The 15,232-nt window shown below is 37.7% G+C and carries 14 protein-coding genes; 13 read left to right on the top strand and 1 reads right to left on the bottom strand.

All coding sequences use genetic code 11. The features are described 5' to 3' along the window. The first annotated feature begins 8 nt into the window (after positions 1 to 8). From FI644_RS25305 to ftsZ, 13 genes are all read left to right on the top strand, one after another. On the top strand, positions 9 to 1,469 hold the full coding sequence (locus FI644_RS25305) for a UDP-N-acetylmuramoyl-L-alanyl-D-glutamate--2,6-diaminopimelate ligase (protein ID WP_053475570.1): 1,461 nt from the start codon (positions 9 to 11) through the stop codon (positions 1,467 to 1,469). A gap of 1 nt (position 1,470) precedes the next feature. Continuing rightward, positions 1,471 to 1,932, top strand: coding sequence for a hypothetical protein (locus FI644_RS25300; protein ID WP_142108951.1), 462 nt, complete (start codon positions 1,471 to 1,473; stop codon positions 1,930 to 1,932). Beyond that, the gene (gene mraY / locus FI644_RS25295; protein WP_053475572.1) at positions 1,929 to 2,903 is read left to right on the top strand and encodes a phospho-N-acetylmuramoyl-pentapeptide-transferase; all 975 of its coding nucleotides are present in this window, start codon (positions 1,929 to 1,931) and stop codon (positions 2,901 to 2,903) included. The genes FI644_RS25300 and mraY overlap by 4 nt, the downstream gene beginning before the upstream one ends. Then, positions 2,904 to 4,256: a UDP-N-acetylmuramoyl-L-alanine--D-glutamate ligase gene (gene murD, locus FI644_RS25290; RefSeq protein ID WP_053475573.1), complete on the top strand. Its 1,353-nt coding sequence runs from the start codon at positions 2,904 to 2,906 to the stop codon at positions 4,254 to 4,256. Positions 4,257 to 4,368: 112 nt separating this feature from the next. Next, the gene (spoVE, locus tag FI644_RS25285) at positions 4,369 to 5,469 is read left to right on the top strand and encodes a stage V sporulation protein E (protein WP_053475574.1); all 1,101 of its coding nucleotides are present in this window, start codon (positions 4,369 to 4,371) and stop codon (positions 5,467 to 5,469) included. A 320-nt stretch (positions 5,470 to 5,789) separates the two neighbouring features. Next, on the top strand, positions 5,790 to 6,878 hold the full coding sequence (gene murG / locus FI644_RS25280; protein WP_053475575.1) for an undecaprenyldiphospho-muramoylpentapeptide beta-N-acetylglucosaminyltransferase: 1,089 nt from the start codon (positions 5,790 to 5,792) through the stop codon (positions 6,876 to 6,878). A 95-nt stretch (positions 6,879 to 6,973) separates the two neighbouring features. Then, entirely contained in the window at positions 6,974 to 7,882 is a 909-nt protein-coding gene (murB, locus tag FI644_RS25275; RefSeq protein ID WP_142108950.1) for a UDP-N-acetylmuramate dehydrogenase, read from the top strand. 191 nt (positions 7,883 to 8,073) lie between these two features. Continuing rightward, positions 8,074 to 8,874, top strand: a complete 801-nt coding sequence (locus tag FI644_RS25270; protein WP_053475577.1) for a cell division protein FtsQ/DivIB — start codon at positions 8,074 to 8,076, stop codon at positions 8,872 to 8,874. After that, on the top strand, positions 8,834 to 9,556 hold the full coding sequence (locus FI644_RS25265; protein ID WP_231690050.1) for a DUF881 domain-containing protein: 723 nt from the start codon (positions 8,834 to 8,836) through the stop codon (positions 9,554 to 9,556). Before FI644_RS25270 ends, FI644_RS25265 begins: the two co-directional genes overlap by 41 nt. A 102-nt stretch (positions 9,557 to 9,658) precedes the next feature. Further along, positions 9,659 to 10,393, top strand: coding sequence for a DUF881 domain-containing protein (locus tag FI644_RS25260; protein ID WP_053475579.1), 735 nt, complete (start codon positions 9,659 to 9,661; stop codon positions 10,391 to 10,393). Then, on the top strand, positions 10,393 to 10,755 hold the full coding sequence (locus tag FI644_RS25255; RefSeq protein WP_053475580.1) for a small basic family protein: 363 nt from the start codon (positions 10,393 to 10,395) through the stop codon (positions 10,753 to 10,755). The genes FI644_RS25260 and FI644_RS25255 overlap by 1 nt, the downstream gene beginning before the upstream one ends. 245 nt (positions 10,756 to 11,000) lie before the next feature. Beyond that, positions 11,001 to 12,290 (top strand): cell division protein FtsA, encoded by a 1,290-nt coding sequence (gene ftsA / locus FI644_RS25250; RefSeq protein ID WP_056684038.1) that lies wholly within the window; start codon positions 11,001 to 11,003, stop codon positions 12,288 to 12,290. Between the two features lie 44 nt (positions 12,291 to 12,334). Next, on the top strand, positions 12,335 to 13,480 hold the full coding sequence (ftsZ, locus tag FI644_RS25245; RefSeq protein ID WP_053475582.1) for a cell division protein FtsZ: 1,146 nt from the start codon (positions 12,335 to 12,337) through the stop codon (positions 13,478 to 13,480). A gap of 245 nt (positions 13,481 to 13,725) precedes the next feature. Here ftsZ and hmpA read toward each other — a convergent pair whose 3' ends face one another. Further along, positions 13,726 to 14,955, bottom strand: a complete 1,230-nt coding sequence (hmpA, locus tag FI644_RS25240; RefSeq protein ID WP_053475583.1) for an NO-inducible flavohemoprotein — start codon at positions 14,953 to 14,955, stop codon at positions 13,726 to 13,728. Positions 14,956 to 15,232: the final 277 nt, after the last annotated feature.

The following is a 15,232-nucleotide window of genomic DNA, read 5'->3' as shown; positions in this document are numbered from 1 at the left end:
TGATTGAAATGAAATTACATACGCTCATTTCTTATTTGCAGCCATATAAGACTTATAGCGGAGATAACCCAGACATCTCTTCAATAGAAAACGACAGTCGAAACATCCAGAAAGGCAGCCTGTTTATTTGTATTAAAGGATATAACGTTGACGGACATGACTATGCAGGATTAGCTGTTCAAAACGGAGCAGCTGCAATTATTGCTGAAAAGGATATGAACCTTACTGTTCCTGTCATTGTTGTTCCAGATTCAAAACGAGCCATGGCAGTGCTAGCTGATGCCTTTTTGGGACAGCCAAGCAGGGAGCTCCATTTAATTGGCATTACTGGTACAAATGGGAAAACAACTATTAGTCACTTAATTGAAAAGATTATTTCTGATTCAGGTAAAAAAACAGGATTAATTGGAACGATGTATACAAAAATTGATGGAAAAGAATATGAAGTGAAAAATACGACGCCTGATAGTTTAACCCTGCAGAAAATTTTCAAACAAATGGTAGATGAAGGGGTAAGCTCTACAGTGATGGAAGTTTCTTCTCATGCCCTTGATGAAGGACGAATTCATGGGTGTGACTTTAATATTGCTGTATTTTCAAATCTAACCCAGGACCACTTAGATTATCATAAAACAATGGAAGCTTATAAAAATGCAAAAGGGCTGCTATTTTCTCAGCTTGGCAGTTGTTTTTCTCATAATCCTCCTAAATTTGCAGTATTAAATAACGATGATGAAGCAACTAAATCGTATATTAGGGCAACGGCAGCACATATCTTAACATACGGAATTGATCACAAAGCAGATCTTCAAGCAAAAAATATTCAGATGACGTCTACTGGAACAACATTTGAATTAATAAGTCCGTTTGGGGTACATACCGTATCAATGCAATTGATCGGTAAATTCAGTGTGTATAATGTGCTTGCAAGTATTGGAGCAGGCATCGCTACTGGGATATCCATTGAGGAGATCATTCATTCAATCAAGGAAGTACAGGGGGTTTCTGGACGTTTTGAAACAGTAGATGCCGGACAGGACTTTTCCGTTATAGTCGACTATTCTCATACGCCTGATAGTTTAAAAAATGCTCTTTCGACAGTAAAGCAGTTCGCGAAGAAAAGAGTTTTTGTTATCGTAGGCTGTGGTGGGGATAGAGATCGATCGAAACGCCCGCTTATGGCTGAAATTGCTTGCCGCTTTAGCTCAGATCCGATTTTTACATCTGATAATCCGAGAAGTGAAGACCCGAATCAAATCTTAAAGGATATGGAAGAAGGCGTCCAAGGACATCCATACAAGTTAATTGCTGATCGGAAAGAGGCTATATATTATGCTGTGAAAGCTGCAAATGAAGGGGATGTTATTCTAATTGCTGGGAAAGGGCATGAAACATATCAACTAATAGGAAATCAGATCATCCATTTCGATGATCGAGAAGTAGCAAAAGAGGCGATAGAGGGGCGATAAAATGTTTTTAACGTATGGTGATTTAGCGAAACTGTTTCCAAATAAATATGGGATACAGGATCATGAGCTGTATTTTCATACGGTCGCGTCGAATTCAGCGGTATTGCAGCCTAAGGGGTTATTTATTCCTTTTGAAGATTGCTCAGGGAAGTTGAGTCAGGCAATTGAAAATGGAGCAATTGCTGCCCTGTGGGATGAGAAAGAAAATATTCCTTCTTATACCCCAAATCATTTTCCAATTTTTATAACAAATGACTTATTGAAAGGCTTAAAGGACATGATGGAACTATATATAGAAAATTTAAGAAAAATGGAACAAACACGAAAAGAAGTGACAAATTTCCTTTTTTTAGATGAAGTGCGTCTGAAAGAAACAAAATCAACATATGATATTGCTGTAATGACGGAAAAAATACGTACAGTAAAGGAACGGCTCCAGATCGGAAAGGAGGGAGCGAAATGATGGAGAAGGTTATTATTTTCACAATTATCATGGGCTTTTTAATTTCTGCATTACTTTCTCCACTTTTTATTCCCTTCTTACGGAGGTTAAAGTTCGGGCAAAGTATTCGGGAGGAAGGTCCGCAGTCTCATCTGAAAAAATCAGGAACGCCAACTATGGGGGGAATCATGATTCTTCTCTCCATTACTGTTACAACCTTGGTAATGACTGGTAAATTCTCTGAGCCAACAATGAAAATCTATTTGCTCCTGCTAGTAACACTTGGCTTTGGTTTACTTGGCTTTTTAGATGATTTTATTAAAGTAGTTATGAAAAGAAACCTGGGATTGACTTCATTGCAAAAATTGCTCGGTCAAATTGTCATTTCCGTCATTTTTTATCTTGTTCTAAGACAAAATGAGTTTTCAACTGCGATTCATATCCCATTAACAGACTACTCCTTTGAATTAGGATGGTTTTACGTTTTCTTTATTATTTTTTGGCTCGTTGGCTTTTCAAATGCTGTTAATCTTACCGATGGCTTAGATGGTCTTCTTTCAGGAACAGCAGCAATCGCTTTTGGAGCGTTTGCTGTTTTGGCGTGGAATCTATCTCAATTTGAAATATCGATCTTTTCTGTAGCTGTTTCTGGAGCTGTACTAGGCTTTCTGGTTTTTAATGCCCATCCTGCAAAGGTTTTTATGGGAGATACGGGCTCGCTTGCATTAGGTGGAGCGATTGCTGCAGTTGCGATTTTAACAAAGCTTGAAATCATATTAATAATAATTGGTGGGGTATTTGTCATTGAAACCCTTTCGGTTATTCTGCAGGTTATTTCTTTTAAAACAACGGGAAGAAGAATTTTTCGCATGAGTCCATTACATCACCACTATGAGTTAGTAGGTTGGTCAGAGTGGCGTGTAGTTGTTACGTTTTGGACTGTTGGTTTACTTTGTGCAATTCTTGCAATTTATATCGAGGTGTGGATGTAATTGAAACAGGTTAATCACTATCTTCATAGAAAAGTACTAGTCCTGGGACTAGCAAAAAGCGGGGTTGCTGCAGCCTCTCTATTACATAAACTTGGTGCATTTGTAACCGTAAACGATTTTAAGCCGCTGTCAGAGAATATTGAAGCACAAGAGCTTCTTGAACAGGGTATTACGGTGATTTGTGGGGGACACCCTGTAGAATTACTTGATGAAGGCTTTCAGCTAGTAGTCAAAAATCCAGGTATTCCTTATCACAATCCAATGATTAAAAGGGCGATTGAGATGGGGATCCCTGTCATTACAGAGGTGGAGCTTGCTTATCAAATATCGGAGGCACCCTTTGTTGCTATCACTGGAACGAACGGAAAGACAACGACAACCACGCTTGTTTTTGACATGCTGAAAAAAGGGGGAAAGCTCCCGCTTATCGCAGGGAATATTGGAACGGTTGCTTCCAGAGTTGCCCAGAAAGCTGCTCCTGAAAACACGATTGTTATTGAGCTTTCCTCATTTCAGCTAATGGGGATTGAGACATTTAACCCAAGAATCGCAATATTAACTAATCTTTACGATGCACATCTCGATTATCATGGGACAAGAAAAGAATACGTACAAGCAAAAGCAAATATTACTAAAAACCAGACATCCAATGAATTTTTTATCGTCAATGCTGAGCAAGAGGAAACGATGGCTGTTGCGAAAGAGTCTAATGCCAGTATTATTCCTTTTTCAACAAAACGAATATTGGAGGCTGGAGCCTATATTCGTGAAGGCTGGATTTATTTTAATGATGAACCAGTAATGGAAACAAAGGATATTCTTTTACCTGGAGCACATAATTTAGAGAATATTTTATCGGCAGTTGCAGCGGTAAAGCTGTCAGGTGTAAGTAATGAAGCAATATTTAACGTGTTGAATACGTTCTCGGGAGTTAAGCATCGTCTGCAATTTATTTCTGAATTTAAGGAAAGAAAATTTTACAATGATTCAAAGGCAACGAATATGCTGGCAACACAAAATGCAATTGCTGCCTTCAAAGAGCCGATTATTCTATTGGCTGGTGGATTGGATCGCGGGAATGAATTTGATGAGTTAGTTCCGTTTTTAAAGAATGTGAAAACTGTTGTTACATTCGGACAAACAGCAGAAAAAATCGAACGTGCAGCGAAAAGTGCAGGAATAAAAACAATTAAGCGTGTCGATAATGTGGAAAAAGCCGTACCCGCAGCCTACCAGCTATCTGATCCAGGGGATGTGATTCTTTTATCACCCGCGTGTGCTAGCTGGGATCAATACAAAACTTTTGAGGTCAGGGGAGACATTTTTATACAAGCGGTGCATATGCTTAAGTGAGGGCTTGGACACGATTTATTAGAGATACAGCATGGTGAGTCATCTTATTCGCTTGTATGCGAGTTAAAGCTTTCGTTACAAAGCCCAAAAACTTGCATTCGAGGTGTTTTAGTTGCCAACAAAAAGAACGACTCCCGATCTAATATTAATAATCGTCACACTAACATTGCTTGCTGTAGGGCTAACAATGGTATACAGTGCGAGTGCTGTATGGGCAGAGTATAAATTTAATGATTCCTTCTTCTTTGCGAAAAGACAGATGCTATTTGCTGCGGTTGGGATTGCAGCCATGTTTTTCATTATGAACATTGATTACTGGACTTGGAGAACATGGGCTAAAGTTATTATTATTATCTGCTTTGTTTTATTAATAATCGTATTAATTCCAGGGATTGGAAATGAAAGAAATGGCTCTAGGAGCTGGATTGGTGTAGGTGCTTTTTCTATTCAGCCCTCTGAATTTATGAAGCTTGCGATGATTTCGTTTTTAGCAAAATTTTTATCTGAAAAGCAGAAGCTGATTACTTCATTTAAAAAAGGTTTGGTTCCCTCTTTGGGATTAGTATTTTTAGCTTTTGGACTCATTATGCTTCAGCCTGATTTAGGAACAGGGACCGTGATGGTCGGCACTTGCATTGTTATGATCTTTATTGCTGGTGCAAGGATTCGCCATTTTGTCATACTCGGACTTATTGGTCTATCTGGATTTGTAGGTCTTGTTCTTTCGGCTCCTTATCGGATGAAACGGATTACATCATTCTTAGACCCATGGGAAGATCCTTTAGGAAGCGGCTTTCAAATTATTCAATCCCTATATGCAATTGGTCCAGGAGGATTATTCGGATTAGGTCTTGGACAAAGCAGGCAGAAATTTTTTTACTTGCCTGAACCGCAAACAGATTTTATTTTCGCTATTTTGTCGGAGGAGCTTGGGTTTATTGGCGGTTCATTCGTTATCATATTATTTGCCCTGCTGTTGTGGAGGGGTATAAGGATTGCGCTTGGGGCACCGGATTTATATGGAAGCTTTCTTGCAGTAGGTGTAGTGGCTATGGTGGCCATTCAGGTTATGATTAACATTGGAGTTGTTACCGGATTAATGCCTGTTACTGGTATTACGCTTCCTTTTTTAAGTTATGGGGGATCTTCATTAACCCTTATGCTGATGGCCATCGGCGTATTATTGAATATAAGCCGTTACTCAAGATTTTAAGACCTGACCCTGTGTAACAGGGTTTCTTTTTATTTTTTATCGCAGATTAACAGGCTGTAAGATCCCCACTAAGTGTGGATCAACAGGCCGTAAATGCCCGATTAGTTCAACTAACAATCAGTGGGGGATGAAGAAAACCCCCACTGATTGAAGTTTCATTTAATAAAAAAGACATAATGCAGGATGATATACCTAAAATTTATTACATTTACATATCAAAACGTTTTCTGTTTTTAATCATAGGTTTTTATATAGTAGAATAGTGGAAAGTGAAGGCTCTATTTTATTTATATAATTTACTCGACTTTTGAGGTGAAAAGATGAAGATTGTTGTTAGCGGCGGTGGAACAGGTGGACATATATACCCTGCACTAGCCCTTATTCGGGAAATACAAAAAGAAGAAAAAGACGTGGAATTTTTATATATTGGTACTGAAAAAGGATTAGAGAGTACAATTGTGCCAAGAGAAAATATTCCTTTCCAATCGATACATATAACAGGGTTTAGAAGAAAGCTATCATTTGAAAATATAAAAACCGTGCTCCGGTTTTTAAAAGGAGTGCGTGAGAGTAAAAGGATGCTGAAAGAGTTTAAGGCAGATGTTGTTATTGGAACAGGTGGTTATGTATGTGGTCCTGTCGTGTATGCTGCTGCAAAGCTAGGCATACCGACAATTATTCATGAACAAAATAGCGTCCCTGGCTTAACAAATAAATTTCTAAGTAAATATGTTGACCGAGTGGCAGTTTGTTTTGATGAAGCAAAGCAGTACTTCCCAAAAGAAAAAGTCGTCTTAACAGGAAATCCTCGTGCATCAGAGGTTCTAGGGAAGGATGGGATTAGGGGGAGACTTTCGGTTGGTTTAAAAACCAATGTCCCGCTCGTATTAATTGTAGGCGGAAGCAGAGGAGCCAGACCAATCAATGAAGCGATCTTAAAATCTTTAACCGAACTTGGCGAAAAACCTTATCAGATATTATATGTAACTGGGGAAGTTCATTATGAAGAAGTAAAGAGGGAAGTTAACTTAATAGGAAATCCGAAAAACGTTATGATTAAACCGTTTGTACATAATATGCCTGAGGTTCTTGCTGGAACAGATTTAACCGTTGCCAGATCAGGAGCAACAACACTAGCAGAATTAACTTCTTTGGGAATTCCTAGTATTTTAATTCCAAGTCCTTATGTAACAAATAATCATCAAGAAAAAAACGCAAGAGCATTGAGTGATCATGGGGCAGCAGTCCTCGTATTAGAAAAAGAATTAACAAGTAAAAAGCTGATTGAATGCATAGATCACATAATAATGGATGATCAGAAAATGGTCGAAATGAAAAAATCAGCAAAAAAACTGGGTATACCTGACGCGGCTAAGAGACTTTACAATTTAATGGAAGAACTTGTGTGAAATTAAAGAGATTGCATAGGAGGGCAGTAGCCCTCATATGTATAAATGCATAAAATAGTATTATTTATTGATTTTGGAAGGGCGGGGAGATATTTGTGAATGAGTTTATTACAAAGCTCCAAGAATTAAATATTGGCATTGTGAAGGAAAATGAACTATTAGCTAATCATACAACAATGAAGATAGGTGGTCCAGCTGATATATTCATTGAACCATCCTCAATTGAAAATATGATTAAAACAATGGATTTAATAAATGAATATAACGTGAAATGGACAGCGATTGGCAGAGGGTCGAATCTTCTTGTGTCAGATTTAGGGATAGAAGGTGCAGTAATTAAACTTGGACGAGGAATGTCCGGCCTTGCGGTAAACGGAACCGAAGTGAAGGCAGGTAGTGGTTATTCTTTAGTTAGTCTATCTACACAGCTGAGCAGACAAGGGCTGAGTGGACTAGAATTTGCTAGTGGAATCCCTGGCTCCGTAGGTGGAGCCGTCTTTATGAATGCGGGTGCACATGGATCTGATATTTCAAATATATTAACAAAGGCGCTCATTCTATTTGAGAACGGAAAAGTAGAATGGCTTTCAAATAAAGAGATGATGTTTTCGTATCGAACCTCTGTGCTCCAAAAGAAACGTCCCGGTGTTGTTCTAGAAGCTGTTTTCCAGCTGCAATCAGGAGACAAAGATGTTATTTTCTCAGAAATGCAAAAAAACAAAGAATATCGTAAAGAAACACAGCCTTGGAATTTCCCATGTGCTGGCAGCATATTTAGAAATCCTCTGCCAAATCACGCTGGGAAGCTTGTTCAGGATGCTGGATTAAAGGGGTATTCAATCGGAGGAGCAAAAATTTCCGATATGCACGGAAATTTCATTGTCAATACAGGCAATGCAACAGCACAGGATATATTGTCATTAATTCGTTATATAAAGGAAAAAATTTATGAATTATATCAGATTGAAATGCATACTGAAGTGGAAATAATCGGTCGAAAGTAACGGGAAATAATCCTTACTTATTCCATTTCTTGTGATATAATTATACTCTAATGATCCTAGATTTTTTGAATAAATGCGGCATGTATGAACGTGCCGTTATTTTCTCAATTATTGCATCCTAAAGGCATATGCTCGTTTTTAGAATGCAATAATCGGACAAGCAATTTTGTAAGGTCTTGAGGTGAAATGGAATGGAAAATGGGAAAGTTGTCTCTCTTGAGGATCGAATTCCTAAACTTAAACAACAAAGGCGAAAAAAAGCAAATAGAAGACTTGTTTTTTTACTGCTTCTGTTCTTTTCAATTATTGTTTTTATCGTATATTTCCAATCACCTTTAAGCCATGTACATAAAATTGAAGTTTTAGGAAATTCTTTTTATAGTGACCATGAGCTGCTTGAAGCAGCTGGCCTTTCAAAAAGTACAAATATTTGGAAGGTGAAAGAAAAAATAGTTGAGGAGAAACTAAAGAAGCTTCCTGAAATTAAAGCTGCTGCTGTCAAAGTTGATTTACCGAATACCGTTTCGATCACTATAAGGGAATATAAACGGATTGCCTACATAAAAAAGGACAAGCATTATTTACCAGTGAATGAAAATGGGAAAATATTGAAGGGGACTGGCGAGAATGAGGGGATTCCAGCGAATGCACCGATTCTTATTGGATTTTCTGAAGGAAATGTCCTGAATGAAATGATTGAAGAATTGGGAATATTGCCAGATGAAGTATTTAATACTATTTCAGAAATTCATCATTCCCCGAAAGAGACGGATACCTATCATGTCACTCTTTTTATGAATGATGGATTTGAGGTAAGTGCAACAATTAGAAGCTTTTCAGAAAAAATGGCTCATTATCCTTCCATCGTAAGTCAATTAGACCCTGCTAAAGAGGGCGTTATTGACATAGAGGTCGGCTCTTATTTTAAAGCTTATGAACAAGAGGGAGCTGATGAAAATAAAGATGAAGAAGAAACTGAAGGTGAAGGGTAATCATGTAATATTTTCTCTCGTTTTTCTTGTTCTCGGCTATATTATTGCTTTTTCTTATCATGTGACGAAAAGTGAAGGAGAGAATACTGCTATTACAGGAAAACAGTGGGATAGAGATTTGGAGCTCCGAAATCAATTGGTTGATTTGGAGAAAAAAAATCTCACATTACAAAAGGAACTGCACGAGAAACAAGAGCAGGTTCGTGAAATTGAAAATGAATTATCTCAAGAAGCCCAAGTTTATTTTAATCTTGCGGAAGATGCAGAGAAACTAAGAATGTATCTTGGGAAAATTGATGTGAAGGGTCAAGGGGTAGAAGTCACTCTTTCGGATGGAGCCTATAACCCAGATGAAGAAAATATTAATAATTATATTGTTCATGAACAGCATGTTTTTAAGGTTATAAATGAACTGTATATTTCTGGTGCATCAGCCATTGCTATTAATGGGCAAAGGCTTACTCATAATTCCTATATTTTATGCAATGGTCCTGTAATTGAAATTGACGGTTATCAGCACCCAGCTCCCTTTGTAATATCGGCTATTGGAGATGCTGAAGTTTTATCTTCTGCATTAAATTTAACTGGAGGGGTGAAGGATTCTTTAGTAAATGAGAATATCCAATTTACTTTAGAAGAAAAAGCTGAAGTCATAATGGAGCCATTATTACAGGCCTCTTAATTGAAAGGGCAAGTTATTTCCCAGGGAGAAGCTTCCCTTTTTGACCCCATACATAGTTAACGTCCACTTTTTAAATAAAGTTTGGAAAGCAAGGTGAAAAACGTGGACAAAAAGAAAAAAAATTTTAGTTTTACTCTTATTGCTGTCGTTATAGGTTTTATGATTGCAATTCAGTTTCGAACGGTAAAGGAGCCGGAAGTCCGTGATACTCGTGATACATGGCAGCTTCGTGATGACATTTTGAAAGAAAATGAGCTTCAGCTTAAGCTTATCCGTGAAGTTCAATCACATGAAGCAAAAATTGCCCAGTATGAAACGGAGCTAAAACATAGCAAGGAGCAAGTTTTAAGAGACACATTAGAGGAATTAAAGGTAGAGGCAGGACTAACAGAAGTGACTGGATATGGGATTATTTTATCAATTGAGCCTGTCATGGAAGATTTACTTATTGGTAAAACTGTATCCAATGTATCTCCTGATTTATTGAAAAGATTAGTAAATGAACTGAATATGTATGAAGCATCACATATAGCGATAGACAATCAACGTCTTATCAATACGACTGTTATCCGTGATATAAATAATGAAACAAAAATTGATGGACATTCGATTAAGAAACTGCCATTTGAAATACTGGTGATTGCTGAAGATGCGAAGGGGGCTGAGAAATTATACAACAGGATGCAAGTTTCAAAATCAGCTGACGAATTTTTTGTTGACAATTTACGGGTGAAAGTTATAAAACCAGAAGGAAGAATAACAATTCCCGCCTATCAAAATTCAATTAGAATTAGGGATATGAAGCCTGTGGATCCTGAAAAAGGAGGCAATTCTTAATGTGGCTTCCTGTGTTAGGCTTGATTATTGGTGTGATTCTTGGGTTATTTACAGATATAAAAGTATCTGAGGAGTACGCAAATTACTTATCGATTGCTGTGCTTGCCGGCCTTGACACTCTCTTTGGAGGAATAAGGGCTCAACTGCAAAACATATATGATGAAAAAGTTTTTGTCTCAGGTTTCTTTTTTAATATTGTTCTTGCAGCAAGTTTGGCTTTTCTAGGTGTCCATCTTGGTGTAGACTTATATTTAGCTGCAGTATTTGCATTTGGGGTGAGATTATTCCAAAATATTGCAGTAATTAGAAGAATATTATTAACGAAATGGACTGTAAATAAGGAAAAAACAGAAAAAAATTAATTATTTTAAAGGGAAATAGGATAGTTTTGACGAATTTTATAAATTAATTAAATTAGTATAGGGAAAAGAGGGGAGCTTCGTTGGGAAGAAAAACTCCAATTTTTTTGACTCCATCCTTTCCCTTTCGTACTAGAACTTGTTTGATTAGGCTCAATTATTGATGTTAGATTGTAACTTCACATGACGTTATATAATTAAATGATAAAAATGTTTAAGTTATTGAATGCTAAAGGAGGTGCCAGAGAATGAACAACAATGAAATATATGTAAGTCTTGACATCGGTACATCCAGTGTAAAGGTTATCATTGGAGAAATGGTCAATGACTCTTTAAATATTATTGGTGTCGGCAGTGTGAAGTCCGAAGGTTTAAGAAAAGGATCCATTGTTGATATAGATGAAACCGTTCATTCGATAAGGAAAGCAATTGAACAGGCTGAGAGAATGATAGGAATGGAAATTACTAGTGTAATAGTTGGTATTACCGGGAATCATGTTATGCTTCAGCCTTCACATGGTGTAGTTGCAGTCTCTAGTGAGAATAGGGAAATATCTAACGAGGATGTTGCTAGAGTTATTGATGCAGCACAAGTCGTTTCCATTCCACCAGAAAGAGATATTATTGATGTTATTCCTAGGCAATTTATTGTCGATGGGCTAGATGAAATTAATGATCCTCGCGGGATGATAGGTGTCCGTTTAGAAATGGAAGGAACGATCATTACCGGATCGAAGACAATATTACATAATACATTACGCTGTGTTGAACGCGCTGGTCTGGAGATTATTGATATTACACTTCAGCCTTTAGCTGCAGGGGCATATGCATTGTCCAAGGATGAAAAAAATCTTGGTGTTGCCCTTGTTGATATTGGTGGTGGATCAACGACTATTGCACTGTTTGAGCAAGGAATTCTTAAAGCTACAAGTGTCTTACCTGTTGGCGGGGATCATATTACAAAAGATTTATCGATTGGCCTTCGCACGTCTACAGAGGATGCAGAAAAAATAAAAACGAAATATGGATATGCTTTCTATGACCATGCATCTGAAGATGAAGTCTTTAGCGTTCCAATTATCGGCAGTGACCAGCATCAGCAATTTAATCAGCTGGAAATCTCCGATATTATCGAAGCAAGAATGGAAGAAATCTTTGATCTCATCCAAAATGAAATAAGACGTTTAGGTACCCATGATTTGCCTGGAGGGTATGTATTGTCAGGCGGGGTGGCAAACACTCAAGGAATACTTGAATTAGCACAGGATGTTTTCCAAAATCGGGTTCGTATTGCAATTCCGGATTATATTGGTGTGAGAGAGCCTCAATATACAACGGCTGTAGGACTCATTAAATTTGCGTATAAAAATGCAAAGCTGCAAGGTAGAAAAATGGGAGGACCAGCCCCTGCCAATACTCAGGAAATGAAAGAAAAACGTGTACAAAAACAACCGCAACCGAAAACAAAGCCGGAAAAACAACCGGAAGAAAAAATTACATCAAGAGTGAAGAAGTTCCTTGGATACTTTTTTGAGTAAAAATGGTGTTCTTTAGGAACATCGACGAATTAGGAGGATTTGTCATGTTGGAATTTGATACTAATTTAGATTCATTAGCAACGATAAAAGTCATCGGCGTTGGCGGCGGCGGTAACAACGCGGTTAACCGAATGATTGAACATGGTGTACAAGGTGTAGAATTCATAGCCGTTAATACGGATGCACAAGCTTTAAATCTATCAAAAGCAGAAATTAAAATGCAAATTGGCGGAAAGCTAACTCGAGGTCTAGGAGCGGGTGCTAACCCTGAAGTTGGAAAAAAAGCTGCAGAAGAGAGCAAAGAGCAAATTGAAGAAGCGTTAAAAGGGGCAGACATGGTTTTCGTTACTGCTGGAATGGGTGGCGGAACAGGAACAGGTGCGGCTCCTGTTATTGCCCAAATCGCCCGTGATTTAGGTGCTTTGACAGTAGGTGTTGTTACCCGTCCATTCACTTTTGAAGGCCGTAAACGTTCAACACAGGCCGCGGGTGGAATTGCTTCTATGAAGGAAGCGGTAGACACACTTATTGTTATCCCTAATGATCGATTATTAGAAATTGTTGATAAAAGCACGCCGATGTTGGAAGCTTTTCGTGAAGCTGATAATGTCCTTCGTCAAGGGGTACAAGGGATCTCTGATTTGATTGCGACTCCAGGATTGATCAATCTTGATTTTGCCGATGTAAAAACAATAATGTCGAACCAGGGATCAGCCCTCATGGGTATTGGGATTGCTGCAGGTGAAAATCGTGCAGCTGAAGCAGCAAAGAAAGCTATTTCCTCTCCATTACTTGAAAAGTCAATTGATGGTGCTCAAGGGGTACTAATGAACATAACAGGCGGTACGAACTTAAGCCTATATGAAGTTCAAGAAGCAGCAGATATTGTAGCTACAGCATCTGATCAGGATGTTAACATGATCTTTGGGTCTGTTATTAATGAGGACTTAAATGATGAAATTGTTGTAACAGTTATCGCAACAGGATTTAATGAGGACGTAGTACAGGTCAAACAGCAGACAAGACCTTCATTTGGGCAACAACCAAAGCAAAATCCAATGGGAACTGTGAAGCGTGAGCAAAAGAGAGAAGAAATTTCACATGAACCAGTGAGAAATACTCCTTCTCAACAAGCTGATGAAACATTAGATATCCCAACATTCTTGCGTAACCGAAATAGAAGACGCTAAGATAAATTAATATACAAGAAGACATGCTCTCTTTGGAGAGCATGTCTTTTTTATTACAAAAATAAGTATTACTATTTTTGAATTTGAGTATTGTCTAACGCAAGCAGCTTAGCATCCATTGGACTTGCCTTTCCATCTAACGATAAGTATAATCCAACATCGAATCGCATTTGCACATTGTGTTACCTTTATTTCGTTTGTGATGGCCCGGTCCAACCGTGCTTAGCAAGGCACTTACGCATTTTTTACGCATGCTTAGGTTCTTTTAATTCCATAGCTGGACCAAAGAATTCATAGCGAATATTTTCTCTTTTAAATCCTGCTTCTATTAAAGCTTCGAACATGGCTTGCATAAATACAACCGGTCCGCACATATATACTATTGATTCTTTATCACTGACTATTGTTTTCATCCAATCCGCTGTAATGAATCCTTCTTTATCAAATCTTTTTTCTTCTTTGTCAAGATCTGTAGGCTTTTCGTAGCAGAAATAGCTAGTAATAGCCTCGTTAGCCAGGTCAATTTGTTTTACTTCATTTGAAAATGCATGCACATTTCCGTTGATCGCCGCATGTATAAACACGGTTTTCTTATTCTTATCTGCCAAGTGGTTAAGCATGCTTAGCATCGGTGTAATTCCTACCCCACCGCTAAGCAGCAAGATGGATTTGTCATTGTTTTCCTCTAATACAAAATCGCCAGCAGGAGCACTAATTTTAACGAGGTCACCGACTTGAATTTCATTATGCAAGTAGGTAGAGACGATGCCAGCCGGTTTATTATTTATTTCATCTTCTCGTTTTACTGAAATACGATAATATTCTTTATTTGGAGAGGTGGATAAACTATATTGACGAATATGTGTGAATTTCTGTCCAGGAATATTTGTTAGCTTGAGGCTAATATATTGTCCTGGTGTATAATCTGTAATTTCTCCCCCATCAGCAGGTTTGAAATAAAAAGATTTAATGCACTCACTCTCTTGAACAATTTTTTCTACTTTGAAATTCTTGAAATCCTTCCAGCCACCTGGCTGATTTTCAGCTGCCTCGTACATGCCTTTCTCAACGCCAATAAACGCATCTGCAATGACACTATAAGCTTTTGCCCATGCATCAATAATTTCTTCTGTGGCAGCGTCTTGAAGAACCTCTTTAATTGCTAATAACAAATGCTCGCCAACGATTGGATAATGCTCTGGTTGGATTCCTAATGAACGGTGTTTATGAGCGATTTGAGTGACTACAGGGATTATTGCATCGAGCTGATCAATATACTTAGCCGCTGCATAAACTGTGCTGGCAAGTGCCTTTTGCTGACGGCCTTGTTTTTGATTTGCATGATTAAAAATATTTAATAATTCTGGGTGTTTTTTGAACATTAATTCATAGAACGTTTTTGTGATCGCTTCTCCATGCTGTTCCAAAACAGGAACAGTACTTTTAATAATATCAATTGTTTTTTGTTCTAACATGTTGAAAAACTCCTTTTTTCTATTTTCCCTGTCATTATAGTGAATTCAAAAATCCGTTACCGTGATTTACATCACGCTTTTAATAAAATAATTCACTTATATCAAATGAAAAAGATAAATAATGACAAAATCCGAAGAGAATAGTGAAAATTTCTAACGTTTTCATTACAGAAAGTGACACACTCCATCTAGTGGAGTACGCTATACTTTTTTTAACAGATTAATAGGATGAAAAAAATAGAAGATAAATCCATTCTTGCATAATCCGATTTATGGA

Origin of the sequence: Cytobacillus solani (assembly GCF_006704205.1) — a bacterium.
GTDB classification, from domain to species: domain Bacteria; phylum Bacillota; class Bacilli; order Bacillales; family Cytobacillaceae; genus Cytobacillus; species Cytobacillus solani.
Note: the sequence above shows the minus strand (reverse complement) of the source record. Positions and strands in the feature narration are given on the sequence as shown.